Annotated in this window: 23 protein-coding genes; 22 read left to right on the top strand and 1 reads right to left on the bottom strand. The window is 39.2% G+C overall.

What is annotated here, in order from left to right; genetic code table 11:
• The first annotated feature begins 396 nt into the window (after nucleotides 1-396).
• The 16 genes from AC0VYV_RS18875 (at nucleotide 397) to AC0VYV_RS18800 (ending at nucleotide 16,967) form a co-directional block, all read left to right on the top strand.
• A complete protein-coding gene (locus AC0VYV_RS18875; protein ID WP_475374103.1) occupies nucleotides 397-1,506 on the top strand; it encodes an ATP-dependent helicase ComFA in 1,110 nt (369 codons plus the stop codon).
• Nucleotides 1,507-1,823: 317 nt separating this feature from the next.
• Nucleotides 1,824-2,216 (top strand): ComF family protein, encoded by a 393-nt coding sequence (locus AC0VYV_RS18870; protein WP_475365857.1) that lies wholly within the window; start codon nucleotides 1,824-1,826, stop codon nucleotides 2,214-2,216.
• Between the two features lie 140 nt (nucleotides 2,217-2,356).
• Nucleotides 2,357-2,557: a cold shock domain-containing protein gene (locus tag AC0VYV_RS18865; RefSeq protein ID WP_194218747.1), complete on the top strand. Its 201-nt coding sequence runs from the start codon at nucleotides 2,357-2,359 to the stop codon at nucleotides 2,555-2,557.
• 281 nt (nucleotides 2,558-2,838) lie between these two features.
• Nucleotides 2,839-3,402, top strand: coding sequence for a ribosome hibernation-promoting factor, HPF/YfiA family (hpf, locus tag AC0VYV_RS18860; RefSeq protein ID WP_194218748.1), 564 nt, complete (start codon nucleotides 2,839-2,841; stop codon nucleotides 3,400-3,402).
• 219 nt (nucleotides 3,403-3,621) lie between these two features.
• Nucleotides 3,622-6,135 carry a preprotein translocase subunit SecA gene (gene secA / locus AC0VYV_RS18855; protein ID WP_430245865.1) on the top strand — a complete coding sequence of 838 codons (2,514 nt, stop codon included), beginning with the start codon at nucleotides 3,622-3,624 and terminating at the stop codon, nucleotides 6,133-6,135.
• A gap of 72 nt (nucleotides 6,136-6,207) precedes the next feature.
• Nucleotides 6,208-7,312, top strand: a protein-coding gene (prfB, locus tag AC0VYV_RS18850) for a peptide chain release factor 2 (protein WP_430245867.1) whose coding sequence is annotated in 2 segments (ribosomal slippage) — nucleotides 6,208-6,279 and nucleotides 6,281-7,312 — 1,104 coding nt in all. Because the reading frame shifts where the segments join, the coding sequence is not laid out codon by codon here.
• Nucleotides 7,313-7,601: 289 nt separating this feature from the next.
• Nucleotides 7,602-8,474 (top strand): YitT family protein, encoded by an 873-nt coding sequence (locus AC0VYV_RS18845; protein WP_303534350.1) that lies wholly within the window; start codon nucleotides 7,602-7,604, stop codon nucleotides 8,472-8,474.
• Between the two features lie 89 nt (nucleotides 8,475-8,563).
• Entirely contained in the window at nucleotides 8,564-8,944 is a 381-nt protein-coding gene (locus AC0VYV_RS18840; RefSeq protein ID WP_475374102.1) for a c-type cytochrome, read from the top strand.
• 359 nt (nucleotides 8,945-9,303) lie between these two features.
• Nucleotides 9,304-9,990 carry a cell division ATP-binding protein FtsE gene (ftsE, locus tag AC0VYV_RS18835; protein WP_430245871.1) on the top strand — a complete coding sequence of 229 codons (687 nt, stop codon included), beginning with the start codon at nucleotides 9,304-9,306 and terminating at the stop codon, nucleotides 9,988-9,990.
• The gene (gene ftsX, locus AC0VYV_RS18830; protein ID WP_430245873.1) at nucleotides 9,980-10,873 is read left to right on the top strand and encodes a permease-like cell division protein FtsX; all 894 of its coding nucleotides are present in this window, start codon (nucleotides 9,980-9,982) and stop codon (nucleotides 10,871-10,873) included. Before ftsE ends, ftsX begins: the two co-directional genes overlap by 11 nt.
• A gap of 52 nt (nucleotides 10,874-10,925) precedes the next feature.
• On the top strand, nucleotides 10,926-12,281 hold the full coding sequence (locus AC0VYV_RS18825; RefSeq protein ID WP_475367970.1) for a murein hydrolase activator EnvC family protein: 1,356 nt from the start codon (nucleotides 10,926-10,928) through the stop codon (nucleotides 12,279-12,281).
• Between the two features lie 158 nt (nucleotides 12,282-12,439).
• A complete protein-coding gene (locus AC0VYV_RS18820; RefSeq protein ID WP_430245880.1) occupies nucleotides 12,440-13,879 on the top strand; it encodes a S41 family peptidase in 1,440 nt (479 codons plus the stop codon).
• Between the two features lie 248 nt (nucleotides 13,880-14,127).
• Nucleotides 14,128-15,318, top strand: a complete 1,191-nt coding sequence (locus AC0VYV_RS18815; RefSeq protein ID WP_430245877.1) for a PDZ domain-containing protein — start codon at nucleotides 14,128-14,130, stop codon at nucleotides 15,316-15,318.
• Between the two features lie 294 nt (nucleotides 15,319-15,612).
• Complete coding sequence (locus tag AC0VYV_RS18810) at nucleotides 15,613-15,948, top strand: hypothetical protein (RefSeq protein ID WP_226615289.1); 336 nt, start codon at nucleotides 15,613-15,615, stop codon at nucleotides 15,946-15,948.
• Between the two features lie 128 nt (nucleotides 15,949-16,076).
• Entirely contained in the window at nucleotides 16,077-16,604 is a 528-nt protein-coding gene (locus AC0VYV_RS18805) for an acyl-CoA thioesterase (protein WP_194219583.1), read from the top strand.
• A gap of 132 nt (nucleotides 16,605-16,736) precedes the next feature.
• Complete coding sequence (locus AC0VYV_RS18800) at nucleotides 16,737-16,967, top strand: DUF2198 family protein (RefSeq protein WP_430244947.1); 231 nt, start codon at nucleotides 16,737-16,739, stop codon at nucleotides 16,965-16,967.
• A gap of 3 nt (nucleotides 16,968-16,970) precedes the next feature.
• Here AC0VYV_RS18800 and AC0VYV_RS18795 read toward each other — a convergent pair whose 3' ends face one another.
• On the bottom strand, nucleotides 16,971-17,837 hold the full coding sequence (locus AC0VYV_RS18795; RefSeq protein WP_475374101.1) for a sulfite exporter TauE/SafE family protein: 867 nt from the start codon (nucleotides 17,835-17,837) through the stop codon (nucleotides 16,971-16,973).
• Nucleotides 17,838-18,042: 205 nt separating this feature from the next.
• Between AC0VYV_RS18795 and uvrB the strand changes: the two genes are divergently transcribed.
• The 6 genes from uvrB to AC0VYV_RS18765 all read left to right on the top strand — a co-directional run bounded on the left by uvrB (nucleotide 18,043) and on the right by AC0VYV_RS18765 (nucleotide 25,464).
• Nucleotides 18,043-20,019: an excinuclease ABC subunit UvrB gene (gene uvrB, locus AC0VYV_RS18790; protein WP_430244942.1), complete on the top strand. Its 1,977-nt coding sequence runs from the start codon at nucleotides 18,043-18,045 to the stop codon at nucleotides 20,017-20,019.
• A gap of 7 nt (nucleotides 20,020-20,026) precedes the next feature.
• Entirely contained in the window at nucleotides 20,027-22,894 is a 2,868-nt protein-coding gene (gene uvrA, locus AC0VYV_RS18785) for an excinuclease ABC subunit UvrA (protein ID WP_475367969.1), read from the top strand.
• 108 nt (nucleotides 22,895-23,002) lie between these two features.
• Nucleotides 23,003-23,296: a magnetosome magnetite crystal formation protein family gene (locus AC0VYV_RS18780; RefSeq protein ID WP_194218760.1), complete on the top strand. Its 294-nt coding sequence runs from the start codon at nucleotides 23,003-23,005 to the stop codon at nucleotides 23,294-23,296.
• 43 nt (nucleotides 23,297-23,339) lie between these two features.
• Nucleotides 23,340-24,392 carry a DUF4097 family beta strand repeat-containing protein gene (locus tag AC0VYV_RS18775; RefSeq protein ID WP_475372919.1) on the top strand — a complete coding sequence of 351 codons (1,053 nt, stop codon included), beginning with the start codon at nucleotides 23,340-23,342 and terminating at the stop codon, nucleotides 24,390-24,392.
• Between the two features lie 63 nt (nucleotides 24,393-24,455).
• Nucleotides 24,456-24,818 (top strand): phage holin family protein, encoded by a 363-nt coding sequence (locus tag AC0VYV_RS18770; RefSeq protein WP_430244936.1) that lies wholly within the window; start codon nucleotides 24,456-24,458, stop codon nucleotides 24,816-24,818.
• A gap of 85 nt (nucleotides 24,819-24,903) precedes the next feature.
• Complete coding sequence (locus AC0VYV_RS18765) at nucleotides 24,904-25,464, top strand: glycerol-3-phosphate responsive antiterminator (RefSeq protein WP_430244934.1); 561 nt, start codon at nucleotides 24,904-24,906, stop codon at nucleotides 25,462-25,464.
• The last annotated feature ends 173 nt before the right edge of the window (nucleotides 25,465-25,637 follow it).

The following is a 25,637-nucleotide window of genomic DNA, read 5'->3' as shown; positions in this document are numbered from 1 at the left end:
AAAGGAAGCAAACCCATGAGGTTTGCTTCCTATGTGTTAAATAACCAGCAAGTATATATACCTGAATTGCTTAATCAACCTTCTTACTCCCTCAATTTCGCTCCAATTGGTATGTTCAACTCGATTCCCACTCAACCGCAAAATCCCGATTTTTACCCGAATGTTCAACTTATGAATTTTTTATATGGAAGGCATTTATTAATCGATGAAATCCCTTACTCATTTCTTGAACTTCATGAACACTATTTAAATGGCTATCTTCATTTTGAACCCGGTATTCAAAGCATTGATGGAAAAGCAACTTGTATGAGGTGTGGAAGTACTGATTCATTTTCATTTTTCGCGTGCTCGCGCTGCCATAGTAAGAACTGTAAATATTGTAGAAAGTGTATCAGAATGGGAAAGGTAACATTTTGTTCTCCACTATATTCCATATCCAAGTGGATAACAAAAAATGAAGATAAAGCTGTTTTAGAGTGGTCTGGCACATTGTCGGATGGTCAAAAAGAAGCTTCTAATGCTGTTGTCATGGCTATTCAACATAATCTTACTCTCCTTGTATGGGCTGTTTGTGGTAGTGGTAAAACAGAAGTGTTATTTAATGGTTTAGCTCATGCCCTCACCAATCAAAAGTCCGTATGTATTGCTACGCCACGTACAGATGTTGTATTAGAATTAGCTCCACGCCTACAAAAGGTCTTCCCTAGTCTTGTGATTTCTCCCTTATATGCAGGTCATTCCGATCCTCATTCTCATTTTGTTGTTTCTACGACGCATCAATTGATGCGTTTTAAGAATTACTTTGATGTCATGATCATTGACGAAGTAGATGCGTTTCCATATAGTGTGGATTCTTCTCTTCAATACAATGTTGAAAAAGCGAGAAAACAAGGCGGTTCCCTCATTTATTTAACAGCAACACCTTCACCGTTGATTTTAAAAAAAGAAAATCTACAAATCGTACGGATTCCCTCAAGGTACCATGGTTTCCCACTTCCTATTCCATCTTGTCATTGGAGTGGCAATTGGAGAAAGAAAATAAATAAAGGTTACCTTCCTCATATATTAATTGAATGGATAAAGAAACAAGTATCTGAGCGAAAGCCCGTCCTCTTATTTCTTCCATCCATAAAAATCATTAATCAAACAAAAGCTGTATTTGAAAAAAATCACTTCCGATGTGAATCTGTTCATTCTGAGGATGAAAATCGAGCCGAAAAAGTTCTCCGTTTTCGAAAAAAAGAAATCCCTATTCTCCTCTCATCGACTATTCTCGAAAGAGGCATTACGATTGAAAATATATCAGTAGCCGTGCTAGGAGCAGAGGATGAGGTATTTACAGAGAGTGCCCTGGTGCAAATTGCCGGAAGAGCTGGAAGAAGTAAGAGATTCCCAGATGGAGATGTTCGCTTTTTTCATTATGGTAAAACAAATGCCATGTTAGAGGCTATAAAACAAATTAAGAAAATGAATGTTGAAGCGAGGGAGAAAGGTTGGCTCAATTAAATCGTTGTACTATGTGCGGGGAAGATGTAAGTCGAAATGTATCCTGGAGCTGGTTGGTCGGAATAAAAAGTGACCCGGATTGTTGTGAGCTGTGCCGTAAGCAACTTGTGCTAATTGAGGGAGACTTATGTCGGAAATGTGGGCGGCCTCTAAATAAACTTCCTAGTAAATTTGTAGAAAATCAGTTCTGTTCTGATTGTAGAAAGTGGGAGGAAAAAGGATGGGGAAAAGTTCTTATCCATAATAAGTCGTTTTATGAATACAATGCTTTTTTGAAAAACACGCTTGCTCTTTATAAATTTAGAGGGGATGTTGAAGTGGGAAGAGTATTCTCACAGTTGATTCAAAAAGAGTTAAAGAAATCTTATCCCTTTATCGATCAAGTTATTCCAATGCCAACTAGTAAGGAAAGACTCTATGAGAGAGGTTTTAATCAATGTGAGGTTTGGATTGAAGGGACATCATTTGAACAAGAGTCACCACTGATCCGAATCAAAAACGAAGAAAAGCAAAGTAAATTGTCCCGAGAAAAAAGAATGAATCGTACAGAAGACATGTTTCGCGTAACAGAAGGATCTGCACTAAATGGAAAAAAGATACTTTTATTAGACGATCTTTATACAACGGGAACAACCATTCACTATGCAGCGCTCACCCTAAGAAATGCAGGTGCATCTGAAGTTTATTCCCTTACATTAAGCAGGGGATAAAGCAATGTCGAAAAATATTCAAGAAAACGCCTTCATTCGAGTTATATCAACAAAAACACCCCTTTGCCAGTGTGTAAATATAAACGTATAATAAATATGTGGCACTGCCATGAAGATTTTTGAAGGGAATGTTGAACAAGATGCAGGGAAAAGTAAAATGGTTTAACAATGAAAAAGGATTTGGCTTTATTGAAAGAGAAGATGGCGACGACGTATTCGTTCATTTTTCAGCAATCAGTGGGGAAGGATTCAAATCCCTTGAAGAAGGCCAAACAGTTGAATTCGAGATTGTTGATGGAGCTCGTGGACCACAGGCTGCTAACGTAGAAAAAGTATCTTAAATTAAATTAATCGCTTAAAGCTCCTATCATTTGATAGGGGCTTTTTATTTTTAAAAGCTATTTTAGTTTATACTGATGTTTTTTTAGATTAAGCTTATCGATCGGGTTATATAATAGGAGGATAAGCCCTTATATGTATGTATTTGTTAAAAAATGTCGGAATTTAGAGTGTTTTGTGAAAAAAACGTAAAAATATTTGTGATTTTTTAAAGTTTATAGAGGGTAATAGAGGGGGTATAACGAATAATATAGTTATAGCATGGAAGGAGGAGTGCCACATGATGAATTTCAACATCCGTGGTGAAAACATTAAAGTTACACCTGCAATGAGAGAATATACTGAGAAGAAGGTAAGTAAACTTGAAAGGTATTTCGATACTCCACCTAATACCGATGTTCATGTAAACATGAAGGTCTATAACGATCAACAAATGATTGAAGTAACCATCCCTATGCCAAACCTTCTACTTCGAGCAGAAGAAGAGCATCAGGATATGTATGCAGCAATTGATTTAGTTGTTGAGAAGCTTGAACGACAAATTCGCAAGCATAAAACAAAAGTTAATCGCAAATTCCGTCAGGAAGGTAGCGTTAAATATATGTTCCGCGATGAATTAAACCCTACAACAACAAGTGTTGCTGAAGCTGATATGGATGAGGATGACGATCTACAAGTAGTGAAAACAAAGCGTTTTACATTCAAGCCGATGGACGTTGAAGAAGCAATTCTTCAGATGGACATGCTTGGACACAGCTTTTTCGTTTTCTCAAACGCTGTTACAGGAAGCACAGGCGTTGTCTATCGTCGTAAAGATGGTAAATACGGATTGATTGAGCAAGATTAACGAATAAATAAACAAGGGCAGGGGTGATCACCCCTGCCCTTTAAATATGTGCTGAAGTTTGTTTTTTTATCTACATTAATATAGTTGTAAGAAGGCATGGTTTTTTACTTTCTTGTGCCTCTAGCAACTAATTGTTAAAATAACTACATAGTATAAAAAATTCTTAGTTTAGTTAGATATATGATAGCACTCTACTGACAACAAAAGAGGAGCGTTTTGATGAAAGGTTTATTACGAAAAATCATACCCAATGGCAATGAACGTCAGGTTAGTCGCTTACAGAAGATTGCAGATCAAGTAGAGACTTTCTCAGATGAAATGAAGAAGTTATCTGATGATCAGCTCCGTAACAAAACGGAAGAATACAAAGAACGGATTCAAAAAGGTGAAGATCTAGATAAAATGTTACCAGAAGTGTACGCTACCGTTCGCGAAGCATCTGAACGTGTTCTTGGTATGCGTCCATTTCCAGTACAAATTATGGGAGCGGCGTCTCTTCATGAAGGAAATATTGCTGAAATGAAAACAGGTGAAGGTAAAACCCTTAGTGCCACAATGCCTGTTTATCTTAATGCCTTAACTGGTAAAGGTGTACACGTTATTACGGTCAACGAATATCTTGCGAAGCGTGACGCTGAAGAAATGGGAGAACTTTACCACTATCTTGGTTTAACAGTTGGACTAAACATTAGCGGACTGTCAAAAGAAGAAAAAGCCGAAGCTTATGCTGCAGATATTACGTATGGAACAAACAATGAATTTGGTTTCGATTATTTGCGTGACAACATGGTCTTATATAAAGAAGAAATGGTTCAACGCCCTCTTCATTATGCCATCATTGATGAAGTTGACTCCGTGTTAATTGATGAAGCAAGAACACCCCTTATTATTTCTGGGAGTGCTGAGAAGTCCACCACTTTATACATTCAAGCGAACCAATTTGTTAGAACACTAAAAGAAGAAGACGACTATAATGTTGATATCAAAACAAAGAACGTTCAATTAACGGAAGATGGGATTACGAAAGCAGAAAAATTCTTCGCTATTGAGAATTTATATGATTACAAACATGTACAACTAAACCACCATATTAATCAGGCGATGAAAGCTAATTTTATCATGCAACTCGATATGGACTATGTTGTTCAAGATGAGGAAGTTGTAATCGTTGATTCATTTACTGGACGTTTAATGGCGGGACGTCGCTATAGCGATGGACTTCATCAAGCGATTGAAGCGAAGGAAGGTCTTGTAATCCAACGTGAAAGTATGACGCTAGCTACGATTACATTCCAAAACTATTTTAGAATGTATGAAAAGCTTTCTGGTATGACAGGTACAGCCAAAACCGAGGAAGAAGAATTCCGGAATATCTACAATATGAACGTTATTGCGATTCCTACGAATAAGCCAATTGCTCGTATGGACTATCCTGATCTCGTTTATAAATCCACTAACGGTAAATTCCAGGCACTCTCTAGAGAAATTGAAGAGCGTCATAAGCATGGACAACCCATTCTTGTTGGTACAGTGGCGGTAGAAACATCTGAGTTGATTTCGCAATTCCTAAAGAAACGCGGAATTCCTCACAATATACTAAACGCCAAAAACCATGCTCGTGAAGCGGAAATTATTGAATCTGCTGGTCAAAAAGGTGCGGTAACGATCGCGACAAACATGGCTGGACGTGGTACAGATATTAAATTAGGAACAGGTGTACTTGATCTTGGAGGTCTCTTTATCTTAGGTACGGAACGTCATGAAAGCCGAAGAATAGATAACCAGCTTCGCGGACGTTCAGGACGTCAAGGGGACCCAGGTGAATCAAGGTTCTATATTTCTATGGAAGATGAGCTAATGAGAAGGTTTGGCTCGGATAATATGATGAACATGATGAACCGTCTCGGGATGGAAGAGGATCAGCCGATTGAATCCAAGCTTGTATCAAGAGCAGTGGAGTCAGCACAAAAACGCGTCGAAGGTAATAACTATGATGCTCGTAAGCAGCTTCTTCAATATGATGATGTGATGAGACAACAGCGCGAGATCATTTATGCTCAACGTGCAGAAGTACTTGAATCAGATAATTTACGTGAAATTGTCGAAACGATGCTGACTTCTGTTATTACACGTATCGTTGATGCTCATACAGGTGATGAGGATATTCAAGAAGAGTGGGATCATCAAGCAATTATTGATCACGCGAAAGGTATCTTCCTTCAAGAAGGCCAGGTAACAGTGAAAGATATCAAAGGCCTTGATAAGGAAGAAATCGTAGAACTTCTTGTTGAGAAAATGAAAGTAAATTACGATGAAAAAGAAGCTGCATTCGAACCGGAACGCATGCGTGAATTCGAAAAAGTTATTCTTCTGCGCAGTGTTGATCGTAAATGGATGGATCACATTGATGCAATGGATCAGCTCCGTCAGGGAATTCACTTGCGCGCTTACGGACAAAATGATCCTTTACGCGAGTATCAATTTGAAGGATTTGAAATGTTCGAGGACATGGTTACAGAGATAGAAGAAGAAGTCTCTACCTATATTATGAGAGCTCAGATTGAAAGTAATCTAAAGCGAGAAAAAGTAGCAGAAGGCAAAGCCGTTAATCCAAAAGAAGAAGGAAGCTCGAAGCCAAAACCTGTTAAGAAAAAGCAGGATATTGGACGAAATGATCCTTGTCCTTGTGGTAGTGGCAAGAAATATAAGAATTGTCACGGCAAAGCAGAATAATGCCGGGCAGGTGTTCAAAGCTGAACACCTGCTTATTCTATGTAAAATAACGAAAAACTTGAGGTGCAGACGATGGAAATGCATGAAATTAGAAGCGAACTAAACACAATTGAAACACGATTAAACGACTTTAGGGGGTCTCTTTGACCTCGAAAATAAAAGAGCCCGTATCGATGAATTAGACATTCAAATGACTGATCCAGATTTCTGGAATGATCAAAATGCCGCTCAAAAAGTGATCAATGAATCAAATTCTCTAAAAGAAGCTGTTAATGAGTTCGATTCTCTTCAAGAAGAATATGAGAACTTGGAAGTTTCTTATGAACTTGTGAAAGAAGAAAACGATCAGGAGTTATTTGAAGATCTTGAAGTAGAAATTAAAGATCTAAAAAAAGCAGTCAATCAATTTGAACTTACGCTTCTTCTAAGCGAAGAGCATGATAAAAATAATGCGATTCTTGAACTTCACCCGGGTGCTGGTGGTACAGAATCACAAGACTGGGCATCGATGCTTCTTAGAATGTATACGCGTTATGGTGAGAAAAAAGGATTTAAAGTTGAAACGCTTGATTACCTCCCTGGTGATGAAGCTGGTGTGAAAAGTGTTACGTTAAACTTTAAAGGTCATAATGCTTATGGGTATTTAAAAGCAGAAAAAGGCGTCCACCGCCTTGTTCGTATCTCACCATTTGACTCAAGCGGCAGACGTCATACTTCTTTTGTTTCTTGCGAAGTAATGCCTGAATTTAATGATGAAATTGAGATTGACATTCGCACAGAAGATTTGAAGATCGATACGTATCGTGCGAGTGGTGCTGGTGGTCAGCACATTAATACGACTGACTCTGCCGTTCGAATCACTCACCTTCCTACTAAAGTAGTTGTTAGTTGTCAGGGAGAACGTTCTCAGATTAAAAACCGAGAACAGGCCATGAAAATGTTGAAAGCAAAGCTATATCAATTGAAAATTGAAGAACAAGAAGCAGAGCTCGATGAGATCCGAGGCGAGCAGAAAGAAATTGGCTGGGGTAGTCAAATTCGATCTTATGTTTTCCATCCATATAGTATGGTAAAAGATCATCGTACAAATATGGAAGTTGGGAACACTCAATCTGTCATGGATGGCGATCTCGATCCATTTATTGATGCTTTTCTCCGTTCTCGTTTAAATGATTGAAACTAACTTCAAGCCTACCTGTAGAATCAGGTCGGCTTTTTTTATTTAAAGGCTATGTTAGTGTACGTTGTTTACTTTTCGGTCGTTTACCCTTTGTGATCACCAATCGCTTCTTCATGTTTCTGTCATAAATGGGGCAAAGTATAAAGGGAGAAAGAAGTGCTTCAACTTGATAACGCGCTGCTACAATGCGGTTTACACCCCATATGCCCGATGATATACTACTGAAGGCTTTTGATTAGAAATGAGCAGTGACTTAAATCATAGAGGTAAGTGAGTGAATGCAGTTATGATAGCAACGTTAGCGAAATTTACAGCAAGAAAGGTTTCACCAGCACATAAGATACTTGAATATTTAAGCGTTATGGTAGGATCCGCCCTTGTGGCGATTGCCTTTAACCTTTTCCTACTCCCTAATAGCATAGCTTCTGGTGGGGTAAGCGGGATCAGTACCATTACAAAAGGAGTCTTTGATTGGAAACCGGCATATGTCCAGTGGGCTTTTAATATTCCATTGTTTATAAGTGGTTTAATCTTTCTGGGGAAAAAGTATGGTCCAAAAACCTTGGTCGGAACTCTCTTCTTACCTTTTGTCGTAAAATTGACAGAGAACGTAGAACCAGCGACAACAGATCCGTTATTAGGTGCCCTTTTCGGTGGTCTTGGAGTTGGGATTGGCCTTGGAATTGTATTCAGGGGAAAGGCCTCTACTGGAGGTACGGACCTTGCTGCACAAATTGTAAACAAGTATACAGGAGTTTCGCTCGGAACGTGTGTATTTATGATTGATGGCTTAATTGTCGTTGCTTCAGCGTTTGTGTTCAGCCTAGAAGAAGCACTTTATGCCCTTATTGCTATGTATCTAACAGGTAAAACAATTGATGTTGTTCAACTAGGATTGGGCTACTCGAAAATGGCTCTTATTATTTCAGATAAAGAAGAAGAACTGCGTGAAGGAATCATCACTGTAATAGATCGAGGTGTGACAAGAATTTCAGGTCAGGGTGGATACACCAATGATAAGCGTCCCATCTTAATGGTTGTTGTTGCGCAAAATGAGGTTACAAAGCTAAAAGAGCTCGTGAAGGGGGTTGATCCTTCAGCATTTGTGATTGTATCCAACGCCACTGAAGTGCTAGGAGAAGGTTTTAAAAGAGAGTAAGCCGGCTATTGTAAATGAAAGTGAGCTCCATTAGAGGTGAGGTTTTTACTTTGTCCAATGGGTGGCAGTATATATGAGGAGTGAAGATAATGAAGAAGTGGATGGGGTTTCTGTTTGTAGTTGTTCTGATTTTTAGTTTAGCTGCATGTGGTGCGAGTAATAATGAAAATAGCAAGAATGAGGGCTCTTCAAAAGAAGGTAACTTAGAAAATGGGAATGCAGGCCAACCTTCTGGTGAATATGATGCTAATGCCGCAGAAGCTACATATCAAACGAATTGCTTAAGCTGTCATGGAGACAACCTTGAGGGGAAAGTAGGGCCACAACTTTCAAATGTAGGCTCACGGTTATCGAAAGATGAGATTCTCTCTGTCATTCAAAACGGGAAAGGGCAAATGCCTGGGAATATTTTACGTGGAGATACGGAAGTGGAAGAAAACGTAGCAAGCTGGCTAGCGGATATGAAATAAGTAGAGAAGAAGCACTGAATAGTGCTTTTTTTATTGTCGTATTTTTGATTATAAACTTGGAAAAAGGAGGATGTAATATTACGAAGGAGAGAGGGTATCTCTTGTATTTCCCTTCTTGACAAAGTTAAGCATAGATAATTGTGTAATAATCTATTAGTTATTAATGTATTATTGCAGAAGATGTCAGATCAAGAGAGTCTTGAAATAAAAATGTAATAAAAATTTGTCTTAAAATAGCGAATTTGTTTGTTATAATATCTTCAGATGTAAAGGAACTAATCAAAAATAAAAACACCAATAATAAAACTAACTCCTAAGAATTTGCATCGAGAATTTAAGCAAGTAGGAAGTGGTACAGTTTGATCGAAATGAAAGATGTTTGGAAAACATACGACAATGGAATCAAAGCCATAAACGGTATCGATATTACAATTGATAAAGGTGAATTTGTCTACATAGTAGGACCAAGTGGCGCCGGTAAGTCAACATTTATGAGAATGATGTATCGGGAAGAAAAGCCTACAAGTGGAAAAATCGTAATTAATGGAAAAGATGTTGGCAAATTGAAGAGTAAGTACATCCCTAAGCTACGTCGCGAAATCGGCGTTGTTTTTCAGGACTTTAAACTTTTGCCAAGATTAACCGTTTATGAGAACGTCGCTTTTGCTCTTGAAGTCATCGAGGAAAGTAAAGCAAATACGCGCAAGCGAGTCATGGAAACGCTAAGTCTCGTTAATTTGAAAAACAAAGCAAGGTTCTTACCAGACGAACTTTCAGGTGGGGAACAGCAGAGGGTTTCAATAGCAAGAGCGATCGTCAATAACCCTCACATTCTGCTAACAGATGAGCCTACCGGGAATCTGGATCCAGAAACTGCATGGGGCATTATGGATTTACTAGATCAAATCAACAATCGCGGTACAACTGTTATTATGGCAACCCATAATAAGGATATTGTGAATACATTCAGAAAACGTGTTATTGCAATTGATGGCGGTATAGTTACCCGTGATGAAGCAAGAGGTGAGTACGGGTATGAAAATTAAAACGTTTGGTCGCCACGGAAAAGAAGGTTTCAAAAATCTTGGTCGAAATGGCTGGATGACCTTCGCTTCGATTTCTGCGGTTACCGTTACACTACTTTTAGTCGGCGTTTGTCTCGCATTGCTTCTTAATTTAAATGCTTTTGGTGATCAGCTTGAAAGTGATGTTGAAATCAGCGCATTTATTGATTTAACGGCTCAGCAAGAACAGCAAGATGAACTTAAGTCTAGGATCGAGAACATTTCTGAAGTGGAATCTGTTACTTATCAATCTAAAGAAGAAGGATTGGATAATTTAATTGATAACCTTGGGGATGAAGGTGAAGTGTTCGAGTCATTAAGAGAAGAAAATCCTTTAAGTGACGCATTCCTGGTCAAAACCAAAGATCCTAAGAATGTAACGGCAGTGGCTGAAGAGATTAAGCAGCTAGAAAATGTACAAGATGTTGAGTTTGCAGAAGATACGGTGAACAGACTTTTTAAAGTTCTTGAGATCGCACGAAATGTTGGACTGGCCCTTGTGGTTGGATTACTATTTACAGCCATGTTCCTCATTTCTAATACTATTAAACTAACAATTGTTGCCAGAAGTCATGAAATTGAAATTATGAAGCTAGTGGGAGCAACGAACTGGTTCATTCGATGGCCATTCCTAGTAGAGGGTATCCTAATTGGAATTTTCGGCTCGATTATCCCAATTGGAATTCTAATCTACGGCTATTACTATTTAATTGAATTAATAGCAAATCGTTTCCCAACTTTATTCATCGATTTACTACCGGTAACACCGTTTGTTTACCAGCTATCAGGGTTGTTAATTATCCTCGGTGTGATTATCGGAGTATGGGGAAGTCTTACATCAATGCGTAAATTCTTAAAAGTTTAAAATGAAAATTAAGAGATAAATAGATTCATCTATTTTGGGGGAGGAACAAAGATTGAAGCGTAAAATATTAGCAACGGCTCTAACATTGACTCTAGGTTTAAGCGGACTAACAACTGCAGCACTTCCACAAACGACTGAAGCCGCAAATCTTGATGATCAACTTAATAATGTCAAAGAAAAGCAGTCTTCAAACCAGGAAGAGCTTGAGCAAAAGGAATCTGAACTTGCGGACGTGAAAGCAGAGCAAGAAGATGTTCGAGCAGAAATTGAACAGTTAAACAAAGAAGTAGCTGAAACGGATGAGAAGATTTCAGTGAAAGAGAAGGAAATTAAAGATACAAATGCTGAAATTGATCAGTTGAAAGAAGAAATTAGCGCTTTAGAAGACCGTATTGCTGAGCGTGATAAGTTATTGAAAGATCGCATTCGCTCTATGCAACAAAACGGTGGCGGAACAGTTGATTACATGGAAGTTTTACTTGGTGCTACTGATTTTGGTGATCTAGTAGAACGCGTTCTTGCTCTTAATACAATCGCTGATCAAGACAAAAAGATTCTTGAAGAGCATAAAGCGGACAAGCAGGCAGTAGAAGAAAAGAAAACTCAAGTAGAAGAGAAACTTGCCTCTCTTGAAGAGAATAAAGCAGAGCTTGAAGATCTTAAAAAAGAGCTTGATTCTAAAAAAGCTCAAAAAGATAAGCTAATGAAGTCCCTTGAAGAAGAAGAAGGCGATCTTCATAATCATATGATGGACTTAAATGAAACTGCTGAACTTCTAGCAGCTCAAGAAAAAGCAGTAAAGCAAGAGATTAAGCGTGCTGAAGAAGCAGCTCGTAAAGCTGAAGAAGAGCGTAAAGCCGCAGCTAAAGCGGCAAAAGAAAAAGCTGAAGCTGAAGCACAAGCGAAAAAGGAAGCAGCGGCAAGCTCAAGCAAGTCTAGCAGTTCAAATAGTTCAAGCAGTTCAAATTCAGCACCGGCGCCAACTCCTGAGCCAGCACCAGCGCCTTCTAGTAACGCAACATTCATTAAGCCTGCTGCTGGTCCAATTACATCTGGATTAGGCCGCCGCTGGGGAACGTTCCACGCAGGAATTGATATTGCTCAAGGTGGTCAAAACCCAGTATCAGCTGCTGCAGATGGAACAGTATTAAGATCTTATCATTCAGATTCATATGGTAATGTAGTTTTCTTGACGCATAGTATCAATGGTCAAATGTACACAACAGTGTATGCTCATTTGCAAAATCGCGCAGTTTCTACAGGTCAGTCAGTAAGTCAGGGAACTTACCTTGGTACAATGGGGAATACTGGTCATTCAACTGGACAACATTTACACTTTGAAATTCACAAAGGTTCATGGAACTCTAGTAAGTCAAATGCTGTTGACCCAATGAATTACATTCGATAATTAGATGAGCCTCGCTTCAATGGGCTTTCCCCCTCACAATTTGAGATGGAAACATAATGAAAACAACTGAATCATATAGTACAATAAGATGAAAAGGCATCGCATCGTTATGATGGGGTGCCTTTTCCTTCAAATTAGAAGAGGTGAGTACAATGAAGATACAGGGGAAAGTTGTCGCTTTACTTGTCGTGATCGCCCTCGTAATCGGTTCAGGTGGTACATACGCGGCCTTCACTTTATTACAGGACGAGCCTGAAGGGAGCACTCAATCTTTAACTCTTGGTTCCGGTAATGAAATAGAGACAGAAGAGCTAACGAAAATTAACAAAGCTTATGAATTAATCCAGGATCGCTATGTAAATGATGTCGATCAAAAAGAGTTGTTAGATGGAGCTATTAAAGGAATGGTAGATACTCTTGAAGATCCCTACTCAGTCTATATGGACCCTAAAACAGCCGAGCAATTTAGCCAATCACTTGGTTCTTCCTTTGAGGGAATCGGGGCGGAAGTGAATATGACTGAGGGAAGAGTAACGATAGTGTCACCTTATAAAGATTCACCTGCTGAGAAAGCAGGCCTCCGTCCGAATGATAAAATCATGACGATCGACGGTGAAAGCACAGAAGGACTTGATTTGTATGATGCCGTATTAAAGATTCGTGGGGAGAAAGGCACGGTTGTCACGCTCGGCGTTCAACGCCCAGGCGCTTCAGAGACTATGAAGGTAGAAGTGACTCGTGATGAGATCCCTATCGAAACGGTCCGTGCAAGTACGGTAGAAGAAAACGGAAAAACAATCGGTGTCTTGCAAATCACTTCATTCTCAGAGGATACAGCTAAAAGCTTCTCAGAAGAGTTGACTAAATTAGAAAAACAGGACATTGATGGTTTGGTACTTGACGTTCGTAATAATCCAGGAGGCCTGTTAAATGTTGTTTCGGATATGGCGGAAGAACTGATTCCTAATGACAAACCTTACGTTCAAATTGAAGATCGTGAAGGAGAGAAGCAGCGTTCTGTTTCTACTCTTGAAGAGAAAAAAGATTATCCTGTCGTAGGACTTATTGATCGTGGGAGTGCATCTGCTGCAGAAATTCTTGCCGGAGCGCTTAAAGAAGCAGGCGATTATGATTTGGTCGGTGAAACGTCATTTGGTAAAGGAACGGTTCAATCAACGCTAGACCTTGGAGATGGCAGTAATATTAAACTGACAATGTTTAAATGGTTAACACCAGATGGCAACTGGATTCATAAAGAAGGAATTGAGCCAACGGTTGAAGCAAAGCAGCCTGATTACTTCTATGTAAATCCATTATCTACTGAAAAGACGTTAGAATTTGATCAGAACAGCGAGCAAGTAGAGTCTGCGCAAATCATGCTCAAAGGCCTTGGTTTTGAACCGGGACGCAAAGACGGTTATTTTAGTGATAAAACAGTTACAGCAGTAAAAGCTTTCCAACGTTCGAATGATATAAATATTACTGGGAAAATAGATGAAAAAACTGCGCAGAAACTTCAGGAAAAAATTATTGATTCCATTCGCAATCCTGATAACGATGTGCAGCTTAAGACAGCGGTGGAGCTCCTTGCTAAATAATTTCAAGAAGGAAATGAACTGTTGATGTCGAAGCTATTCCGCAGGAATTCCTGCGGATTTTTTTTCGACCATGATAAGCACGTTGAACAAGTAGAAGACATTTTTAAAATGATGTAAACTAGATTGGTTGTCTCATGATTATTTGGCAATGTTAGGGTATTTTCGATAATTCTCTCATGACAGAGCGGAACATTCATATAACATAGCCAGTCATTTAGTAACTGCTAACAAGCATGGAGGAATATAAAATGGACACTTTTGGCCTTTCAATACTTAAGGGAATTATTAGTTTTTTCCTTCATCCCCTCACGTATATTACGATTATTGGAGCATTTATGCTCGGCCTTTCACGAGTAAAACGTGATAGAAGAGATTTTCACACAAGAGTACATGATGTTTTGGACGATGTTCCATTTGCTATCATACCTGGATTATTGATTGGAGCCGCTTTTCTGATACTTAATCTTTTGCTTGGTTTAACGATTCCTTTCAGTACCACCGTAGCAATGAGTCTCGGAGCATTTCTGCTTTTAGTAACAGGACAAATTCGTTTTTTATCACCTGCTTTTGTGTTCATCTTACCTACACTAGCAACGTTTTTTTATACTCCAATCGATCTCGGTAACGATACTCTCAATACGATGCAAGAGGGGGTCGGGAATGCATCGCCGATTGCGCTCGCTATTTTAGTTGGCTTTCTAGTATTCATGGAAGGGTTATTCATTACGATGAATGCCGGGAAACAGACGTCACCAAGACTCGTAGAAAGTAAACGTGGAAAGTTAGTGGGGGCCCATGAAGTCCAAAGACTATGGCTTTTACCACTATTCCTCTTCCTTCCAGTCGGTCAGGTTGAATCATTTACATGGTGGCCTCTTCTTGATTTTGGTGCTGGCACCTATGCCTTTATCTTATTGCCATTTCCAATTGGCTTTCGAAAGCTTATACACCATGCATTACCCCTTCCAGAGATGAAGAGTAATGGTAGGCAGGTTGCTCTTCTCGGGGGAGCGACGGTCTTAATTGGTCTAATGAGTTACTTTTTGAGTAATAAATGGATTGCATTAGTTGCAATCATTCTAGTGATTCTTGGACGAGCTGGTATTTTACTTCTTCATCGAGGTAAAAATAAGCCTGCCTATTTCAATGAACGAAATAAAGGACTTGTTATTCTCGGAATTCTCCCTGGCTCACCTGCAGATCAAATGAACTTACAAGTTGGCGAAGTCATTTCTAAGGTGAATGGGCTACCTTTAGGAAAAGGTGTAGATTTTTATACGGCTCTTCAACGTAATGCCGCTTTTTGTAAAATGGAAGTGCTTGATGTTAATGGAGAAGTTAGGTTTGAGCAAAAAGCGCTTTATAATAATACTCATCATGAGCTTGGTTTGCTATTTGTAAAAGAAAATCGTTTTGAGGAGCAAGAGGAAGCACAATAATAAACGAATCGTTAGAAGAAGGCTGAGGCTTTCTTCTTTTTTGTTATGCTATTTTTCGTTAAATAGCAAAAGTTATGTTTCTCTTTGTCACTTATAGAATTAAACCTATTTCAACAATAAAGTTGTACTTGTTTCTATGCCATTTAGTTATAGGTTCTATTCAAGAAATATATGGAAGTTAGAAAACCGTTTCATCCCTTGGATGATTGCGTTTACAGTGATTTTCTATGTCTTGTATGTTAGCAAAACGCTTGCTACACTTTGATCATTCTTAACGTAAAGGAGCATGTCGCAATGACTGGAGAAAAGCAGTTGCAGCAACAATTAATGGATCTTAATGAAAGAGAAATGAAGTTGCTTCAAAAGTTTGAAATAGAGCGTGAGACAATTATGAATCAAATGCACGGTAGCGCGTCTGTCGTTACAAGAGCTCCAATTTCCGAAATCGTAGAAACCCTTGAACGTTCTCAAGTGGCGATGGGGCCGCTTTACCTGACAGATCTACTAGAGAAGCATTATAGAATCACTATTTCAAAGTCATCCCTTTTTAATATCCTTGAAATGCTCGCAGAGTCAAAAGATTATCCTATTACTCGGATTAGTGAAAAAGGATTTAAATATAGTAAATAAGCTATAAAGGGTTGAATTTTGTCATTTGTTACTAACAACACAGATTTACTCGATTAGGGTAGTGTATTAGCAGAGCCATTAAGAAAGAAAAGGTGATTAGAATGGACAATGTATTCGAAGATACAAATATGAAGTCTACCAATGAGTCAAGAACGGCTAAAGCAACCGTAGTCAATCCGACTCATACAAATATTCATGGAACATTATTTGGGGGTCAACTGATGGCCTTCATTGATGACGTTGCTCTTATTTCAGCAACTCGTCATTCAAGAAGACCCTGTGTAACAGCATCAACTGATTCAGTGGATTTTCTTCATCCGATTAATCAAGGAGACATTGTTTGTCTTGAATCCATGGTGACGTGGACACACAAAACATCAATGGAGGTTTTTGTTAAAGCAATTGCAGAGAAAATGTTCACTGGTGAACGTCACGTATGTGCGACTGCGCTGTTAACATTTGTAGCCCTTGATGAAGAAGGAAATCCAGTTGAGGTACCAGGTGTTTACCCTGAAACAGAAGAGGAGAAATTCTTGAATGAAACAGCTGTTGAACGAAAAGAGATTCGTAAAGGTCGCAAAGGTGAAAGTAGAAAGCTAGCTCGTGAATTTGGAACTCCAAAGCCCTGGGATGCAGCTCAGTTTACTACATTGTAAAGTCGTTTCTTATCCTATGTGATAAGAAACGACTTTACAATGATGAGTTTTCTTTTCTGATCATAGCATTCTCTCCCTAACTTGTTGTAAGATGGGGGGAGAAGTTGTGATTAGAGAGGGGAACTTACCAGTATGCAAGGAATATTAATTGCTTTATTCGTTCCGGCAATTATCATGGTCGTGTTTACGCGAGTTACATATAATACTTACGTTAGTTTCGGGTTAACGATTTTATTTATGTGGGCTGTGTTTGGTGGAATCGATCATCCGATACATTTGATTGTCTTAACGATTTTGTCAGCGCTTGTTGGATTTTATTTTTCAATGAAAACACAAAAACAAAATAAGAAAAAAATGAAGTAGCGCCTATTTTAAAAAGAATAGGCGCTTCTTTTTCGTCCAATACTGGTAAATGAAGAGACACATTAGGCAAATAATATAGAGAAATAGAATGAGTAGGCCTGAAATCGACTGATGGAATAGCTGTAATAGAATACTAACTAACGTAAAAAAGTAAAGAATGCCAAGAAGATTTTTTAATGTGGTTTCAGTGAAAGAATCTGTCATTTCTGCTCCGATTCTAGCTCCAATGATCGCTCCAATCACTAAGAGAATGGCAAGGGTGATCGGAATGGTAACCGTTTGAATATATGAGAAGAAACCGGTCAATACAATGAAGAAGATGGAAGTTAAAGATGTACCCACTGCAAGTCGTGGCGGAAGACGTAGTACATGAATTAATAGTGGTACCATGACAAAACCGCCCCCCACTCCAAGAGTAGAAGAAATAAATCCGCCTAGTAAGCCGATTAAAATTGTTCGAAGAGGGGAAACAGAAATAGAAACATTTTCTTCATCTATAGTTTGTCCTTTGGAAAGCATGGATATGGAAAAGTATGCGAGAAGAACGATATATAAGATTGAGATAACTGGACCATCGATTTTGCTCTCTTCCAAATATAAGACAAGTGGTTTAGCAACCTGTGTTCCGATCATGCCACTAATCGATAGAAAAAGAGTCACTTTCCATAGAATTCTTTTACTTTGAATATACTTCAAAGATCCAGAAATCGAAGTGCTCATGCTATAAAGAAGGCTAATGGTGATTGCTGTTGCAGGTGAATAACCAAGTAACAAAAGAATAGGTGTGAGGAGAAATCCCCCGCCTACGCCAAAAAATCCTGAGACAGCACCGATTGAGAGGCCAAGTGGTAAAGCCCATAAAAGCAGCAATGTTAAAACTCCTTTGTAGTAAAACTTAGTACTGCGTGAATTCCGCTACACTGTGAATCAACCTTTAACAGCATACAATAGTTTTGTATGAAGAGAAAGATAACCTTGAAAATAAAATGCGAATATCAGTTCGCTTTAATTGAAGTTTAAACCATATTCTGTGATATAATAAGTGACATGGATGATAGGAACGGAGGCGAAGATGGTGGAAAAAAAGTTCGAGTTGGTATCTGATTATGAGCCTCAAGGCGACCAGCCTGAAGCCATTAAGAAACTTGTACAAGGTGTTCATAATAATGAACGCCATCAAACGTTGCTCGGCGCAACAGGAACTGGTAAAACGTTCACAATGTCTAACGTGATACAAGAGGTGAATAAACCGACCCTCATTATTGCGCACAATAAAACGCTTGCTGGTCAATTATATAGTGAATTTAAGGAGTACTTTCCGCATAACGCTGTGGAATATTTTGTAAGCTATTATGATTATTATCAACCAGAAGCGTACATACCTCAATCGGATACATTCATCGAAAAAGATGCAAGTATTAATGACGAAATAGATAAACTACGACACTCTGCAACATCAAGTTTGTTTGAGCGTAATGACGTCATTATTGTAGCAAGTGTTTCTTGTATTTATGGTCTTGGTAATCCAGAGGAATACAGAAGTCTAGTACTTTCAATTCGAAAAGGAATGGAAAAAGATCGTGATCAACTGTTGCGCGATATGGTCGATATTCAATATTCCCGGAATGATATTAATTTCACACGTGGTACGTTCCGCGTTAGAGGAGACGTTGTGGAAATTTTCCCTGTCTCACGAGATGAACACTGTATTCGCGTCGAATTTTTTGGAGATGAAATTGATCGAATTACTGAAGTGAATTCCCTAACAGGTGAAATTCTTGGAGAAAGAGAGCACGTGGCTATATTCCCGGCTTCCCACTTCGTTACCCGTGAAGAAAAGTTAAAAATCGCGATACAGCGAATTGAAGCTGAGCTTGAAGAGAGACTGAAGATTTTAAATGAAGAAGGCAAACTTCTTGAAGCTCAGCGTCTTGAACAGCGAACGAGATACGATATTGAAATGATGGCTGAAATGGGCTTTTGTTCAGGAATTGAAAACTATTCTAGACATTTGACACTAAGAGAAGCAGGAGCAACGCCATATACATTAATGGACTACTTTCCAGATGATTTCTTAATTATGGTTGATGAATCTCACGTTACGCTTCCCCAAGTAAGAGGAATGTACAATGGAGACCAGGCAAGAAAAGGTGTGCTAGTGGATCATGGCTTCCGCTTACCATCAGCAAAAGACAATCGCCCTCTTCGCTTTGAAGAATTTGAAGAGAAGGCTCATCAATTTGTTTATGTATCTGCAACGCCAGGTACCTATGAAGAAGAGCATTCAACCAAAGTCGTCGAACAAATTATTCGCCCAACCGGTCTTCTTGATCCGACGATTGAAATTCGTCCAATCGAAGGTCAGATTGATGACCTATTAGATGAAATCAATCAGCGGTCTGCACGTAATGAACGGGTACTTGTGACGACGCTCACGAAAAAGATGTCAGAGGATTTAACGGATTATTTGCTTGAAATGGGGGTAAAGGTACGATACCTTCACTCTGAAATAAAGACTCTCGAAAGAATTGAAATTATTCGTGATCTCCGATTGGGTGTATTTGATGTTCTTGTTGGTATTAACCTTCTAAGGGAAGGTCTCGACATCCCAGAAGTATCTCTTGTTACAATTTTAGATGCAGATAAGGAAGGGTTCTTACGATCTGAGCGTTCTTTAATTCAAACAATCGGACGTGCTGCTCGAAATTCAGGTGGTCATGTTATCTTGTATGCTGATAAAATCACCAATTCAATGGAAGTGGCAATGAATGAAACGAGTCGTAGAAGAGAAATTCAACAAGAATACAACGAAAAATACGGCATTACGCCTACAACAATTCAAAAGAAAGTGCGTGAAGGTATAAGAGCAACGGTTGCAGCTGAAGATGGAGAAGAATACAAGATTCCTAAGCAAGGTAAGATGACGAAGCAAGAGCGTGCTAAAGTGATTGAAAATGTGGAAACTGAAATGAAGGAAGCTGCACGAGAACTGAATTTCGAACGTGCTGCAGAACTTCGTGACCTACTATTAGAGCTTAAAGCGGAAGGATGACGAACAGATGGCAAACGATGAGATCGTCGTCAAAGGGGCCAGAGCCCATAATTTAAAAAATATAGATGTATCGATCCCAAGAGATAAGCTTGTTGTTGTAACAGGCTTGTCAGGATCAGGGAAATCATCTCTAGCATTTGATACGATTTATGCAGAAGGACAGAGACGGTATGTTGAATCGTTATCAGCATATGCAAGACAATTCCTTGGACAGATGGATAAGCCGGATGTAGATGCTATTGAAGGTCTGTCTCCCGCCATTTCCATTGATCAAAAGACAACAAGTCGTAACCCTCGTTCAACGGTTGGAACGGTAACCGAGATTTATGACTACCTCCGTCTTCTATTTGCAAGAATCGGACGTCCTGTTTGTCCACGTCATGGCGTAGAAATTACGTCACAGACGATCGAGCAAATGGTTGATCGGATACTGACTTATGAAGAGCGAACTAAGCTCCAAATTCTATCCCCAGTCGTTTCAGGTCGTAAAGGTGAGCATGTGAAAGTATTAGAAGATATTAAGAAGCAAGGCTATGTTCGCGTACGAGTAGATGGAGAGATGTTGGAAGTTGCGGATGAGATCTCGCTAGAAAAAAACAAGAAACATTCCATTGAAGTTGTGATTGATCGTATTGTAGTGAAAGAAGGCGTTCAATCAAGATTAGCAGATTCACTTGAAACCGCCCTTAATCTTGGTGGTGGCCAGGTGATCGTAGATGTGATGGGGCAGGAAGAGCTTCTTTTCAATCAACATCATTCCTGTCCGTACTGTGGTTTTTCAATCGGGGAATTGGAGCCGAGATTATTTTCTTTTAACAGTCCATTTGGTGCTTGCCCTTCTTGTGACGGCTTAGGACTGAAACTTGAAGTGGATCTTGACCTAGTCATACCGGATTGGGACAAATCCCTTCGAGAACATGCCATTGCACCTTGGGAGCCGGTAAGTTCCAATTACTACCCGCAGCTACTTCAAAGTGTTTGTAATCATTTTGGAATTGATATGGATACCCCAGTAGACAAAATTCCTAGAGCACAGCTCGATAAAGTGCTTTATGGTAGCGATGGGGAAAAAGTTTACTTCCGTTATGAAAATGATTTTGGGCAGGTTCGTGAAAATAACGTTCCTTTCGAAGGAGTTATTCCAAACGTTGAACGACGCTATCGTGAAACTAGTTCTGATTATATCCGTGAGCAAATGGAAGCCTATATGGCACAAAAACCTTGTCCAACTTGTAAAGGTTATCGATTAAAGAAAGAAGCTCGCTCAGTCTTAATTAATGGGAAACATATTGGCGAAGCAACGGAGTATGCGATTAAAGATGCTGCTGGCTTTTTTGATCAGTTGGATTTAACTGCAAAAGAAGCTACAATCGGAAAAATGATTTTACGAGAAATCCAGGATCGACTTGGCTTCCTTGTCAATGTTGGTTTGGATTATTTAACGCTTAACCGATCAGCTGGTACATTATCCGGAGGTGAAGCGCAGCGGATTAGACTTGCAACCCAGGTAGGATCAAGATTAATGGGTGTACTGTATATTTTGGATGAACCGTCTATCGGACTACATCAGCGTGACAACGATCGTTTAATATCAACCCTTCAGAACATGCGGGATCTTGGAAATACACTTATCGTTGTGGAGCATGATGAAGATACGATGTTAGCGGCAGATCATATTATTGATATAGGACCTGGTGCAGGAGCCCACGGTGGATACATTACGTCAGAAGGCTCGCCTGCTGAAATAATGGATGACGAGGATTCTTTAACAGGGGAATATTTATCAGGCAAGAAATTTATCCCTGTTCCGAGTGAGCGTCGAAAACCAGACGGTCGATATATTGAAATAGTAGGGGCAAAAGAAAATAATCTAAAAAACACTAAGGCGAAGATTCCAATTGGATTATTCACCTGTGTAACGGGTGTATCTGGCTCTGGTAAAAGTACACTTATTAATGAAATTTTATATAAGGCACTTGCTCAGAAACTCCATAAAGCAAAGGATAAACCAGGTGAGCATAAGAAAATAAATGGACTCGAGAATGTGGATAAAGTCATTGATATCGATCAGTCTCCAATTGGCCGCACGCCACGTTCAAATCCTGCAACATATACAGGAGTTTTTGATGACATTCGTGATGTTTTTGCACAAACAAATGAAGCGAAAGTTCGCGGGTATAAGAAGGGACGATTCAGCTTTAACGTCAAAGGTGGACGTTGTGAAGCCTGTCGTGGTGATGGGATTATTAAAATTGAAATGCACTTCTTGCCAGACGTTTATGTGCCGTGTGAAGTATGTCATGGCAAACGCTATAATCGTGAAACGCTTGAAATTGAATACAAGGGTATGAATATTGCCGATATTCTTGAGATGACGGTAGAAGATGGTCTAGATTTCTTTAAAAACATTCCAAAGATTAATCGTAAGCTACAAACGCTTTATGATGTCGGGTTAAGCTATATTAAATTAGGTCAGCCTGCAACAACCGTATCCGGTGGTGAAGCACAGCGTGTGAAGCTAGCTTCACAACTTTACAAACGTTCAACGGGTAAAACCCTATATATTCTTGATGAACCGACTACGGGATTACATGTAGACGATATTTCAAGGTTACTGGAAGTTTTACAGAGACTTGTTGAAAACGGTGATTCTGTCCTCATTATTGAGCATAATCTAGATGTCATCAAAACCGCTGATTACCTCATTGATCTTGGACCTGAAGGTGGCGACGGTGGTGGTGAAATCATTGCAACCGGCACACCGGAAAAAATTGTAAAAGAAGAGCGTTCCTATACGGGAAGTTACCTTGCCCCAATTCTAGAGCGTGATAAGAATCGGATGAAGAAAAGATTAGAACAAACACAGTCAGTATAATTGGAAAAGACAGCGATCGCTGTCTTTTCGTTTTTCTTTTTCATTTTTGAAACTTTCTTTTTGACGAATCGTATAGATAGTTAGAGAATATTGAAAGGGGAAGCAATTATGTCTGTTGAGAAAGTGATGTCCTCCCTTTGTTATTTTAGCGTTTTTTTCGCACCGTTTCTTTTCCCAATCATCGTTTATTTTGTGGTGAAGGATGAAGAAGTTTCTTACCATGCGAAGCGCTCGATTGTTTCTCATCTCCTTCCATTCCTCACTATCCTTCTTGCGTTAGTGGCTGTTTTTATGATGGATATAGGAGTTGTGATCATTTTAGGTTTTCTATTGTTTAGTTTACTAAATGTCATTGTGTTTGTTTGGAACATTGTCAAAGGTATTCAGGTTCTCCGCTGGTAATCGTACGGGGGTTCACACGAATTTAAAAAAGGAGATGTTTTGAATGAATGAAGAACGTAGAATGATTTTGAAAATGATTGAAGACGGTAAAATATCAGCTGATGAGGGTGCGAAACTGTTAAAAGCTCTTGGCACAAACGAAAAATCCGAAGAAACGAAGCAAGAGAAGTCTTCAGATTCTAACGCAGATCGGTCGGCTCCAGCATATAGAGTAGGTCAATTCGTTGAGTCGCTCATTCAAAAAGTAAAGGATATGGATCTTGATTTCAACTTTGGTTCTTCTGAAGAGGTTTCCCATGTTTTTGAACAATCAGAGGTTTCGACGGATACACTTGATGTTCATGTTCGAAATGGGGAAATTACATTTCAGACTTGGGACCGCAACGAAGTAAAAATTGATTGTCGCGCTAATGTTTACAGAGTGTCTAATCAGAAAGATGCCATGGATAAGCTTCTCCGTGAAACGTACTTTTCCGTTGATAATGATAAAGTAACTTTTAAATCAGAACGTGCCGATGTGAAAGTGAATTTAGTTATTTATGTTCCTGCAAAAGAATATCAAGGTGTATGGATAACGACCTTCAATGGTGACGTTACCGGTGAAGGAATGAACTCTGCGAAAGCGAAGTTAAAAACAGGGAATGGTAAAATTGGCATTCGAAAATCTACGGTGAAAGTGCTTGAAGCTGAGACCGGAAACGGCGCAATTTCTGTAGAAGATACAAATGGAGAAGTTTGTGAGCTCGAGACAGCAAACGGCCCAATTACAATTGATGGGACATTTGTTGAAGCGGATGCGCAATCAATGAACGGAGCTATTCGTCATACTCTTACCAATCCAGTAAGCGGAAGTGCAGACCTTAAAACAGTAAACGGTACGATTCAAATTGTTGTGCCGAAGGGTATGAATATTAAAGGTGATCTAAAATCGACGATTGGAGCGATTACGACTGACCTTGATCATATGAGTATTATTCGCGAGAAGAAAGAAATTTCTCACCGATTGAAGAAGTTTAGAACAGAAGAAGAATCAGAACATAATTATCGAATTGAAGCCAATTCGACTGCTGGTTCGATTTCAGTGTCGTATCTTTAATGGCTCGAATAAGGTGTAATTAACAGTTTATACTATTAAGGTCAATTGTAAGGAGGAATCGTGATGCGCCACTGGATTGTAAGCTTACTCGTCAACAGTATAGTATTAATGGTCGTAGCAGGATATTTTGAAGGTTTTTACCTTCAAGGAATCGGGTCGGCTATACTGGCAAGCGTGCTCCTTGCAATTGTGAATGTTTTTGTGAAGCCGATTTTAATTTTACTTACGCTTCCCGTTACGATTGTCACTTTGGGTCTGTTTCTCATTGTCATTAATGCTATTACGCTTATGATAACGGCCTTTTTAATGGGAGAAGCTTTCGTAATTAATGGTTTTATGATGGCCATTCTTGCTGCGCTTATTATAGGTTTGTTGAACTTGTTAATTGATAAAGTGATTATCGAACCTATTCGTAATAAAGCCTAAAAGCACGCCCTCTTGTGAGGGCGTGTTTTTCGTCGCATTCGGAAGTGCTTTTTCTGGTAAGATAATAAGAAAAGGAGGGGTGTGCATGTCATTTCATAACCAGAGCATTTTGCCTGCTGTTAGGAAGATGCGTGATTTTGAAACATTATTGAACAGTAAGTATACATATATCGTGCTTTTAGATACGCACATTGGTCAGTTGAAATCGGTGATAAAGGAAGGGAATCGAGCAGGGAAAAAGATTCTTCTTCATGCTGATTTAGTTCAAGGGTTAAGGAATGATGAACACGGTGCAGAATTTCTCTGTCAGGAAGTAAAGCCTGCTGGATTAATTTCTACAAGATCGAGCGTTCTTTCCGTAGCTAAACGTAGAGGTATTCTTTCTGTACAGCGTTTATTTATGCTTGATTCAATGGCTCTTGATACTAGTTACAGTATGGTTAGGAATACGAAGCCAGACTGTGTCGAGGTATTGCCTGGTATCATTCCACAGGTTTTTGAAGAGCTACATGAACAAATTAAAGTACCCATTTTCGCAGGAGGATTTATTCGTTCAGTAGAGGATGTGGAAGCGGCGTTAAGTGGTGGTGCTGCTGCTGTAACGACCTCGAAGAAAGACTTATGGAAACATTTTCAACCTGATTAAACAACTTGACATCGCTTACATTGTTTTGGTTTAATAGTAGATAAGTTAATAGCTCGTGCCTGAGATGAGGAGAACCACACGCATATCTTATCAATTGATAAGATCGATTGTTGTGGTTTTTTTTAATTTCCCTTTTAGAACGACAGAAAGAGGGAATAGACTCAAAGAAGAGT

The organism is Anaerobacillus sp. QJM3NY_17, from assembly GCF_056173665.1.
Note: the sequence above shows the minus strand (reverse complement) of the source record. Positions and strands in the feature narration are given on the sequence as shown.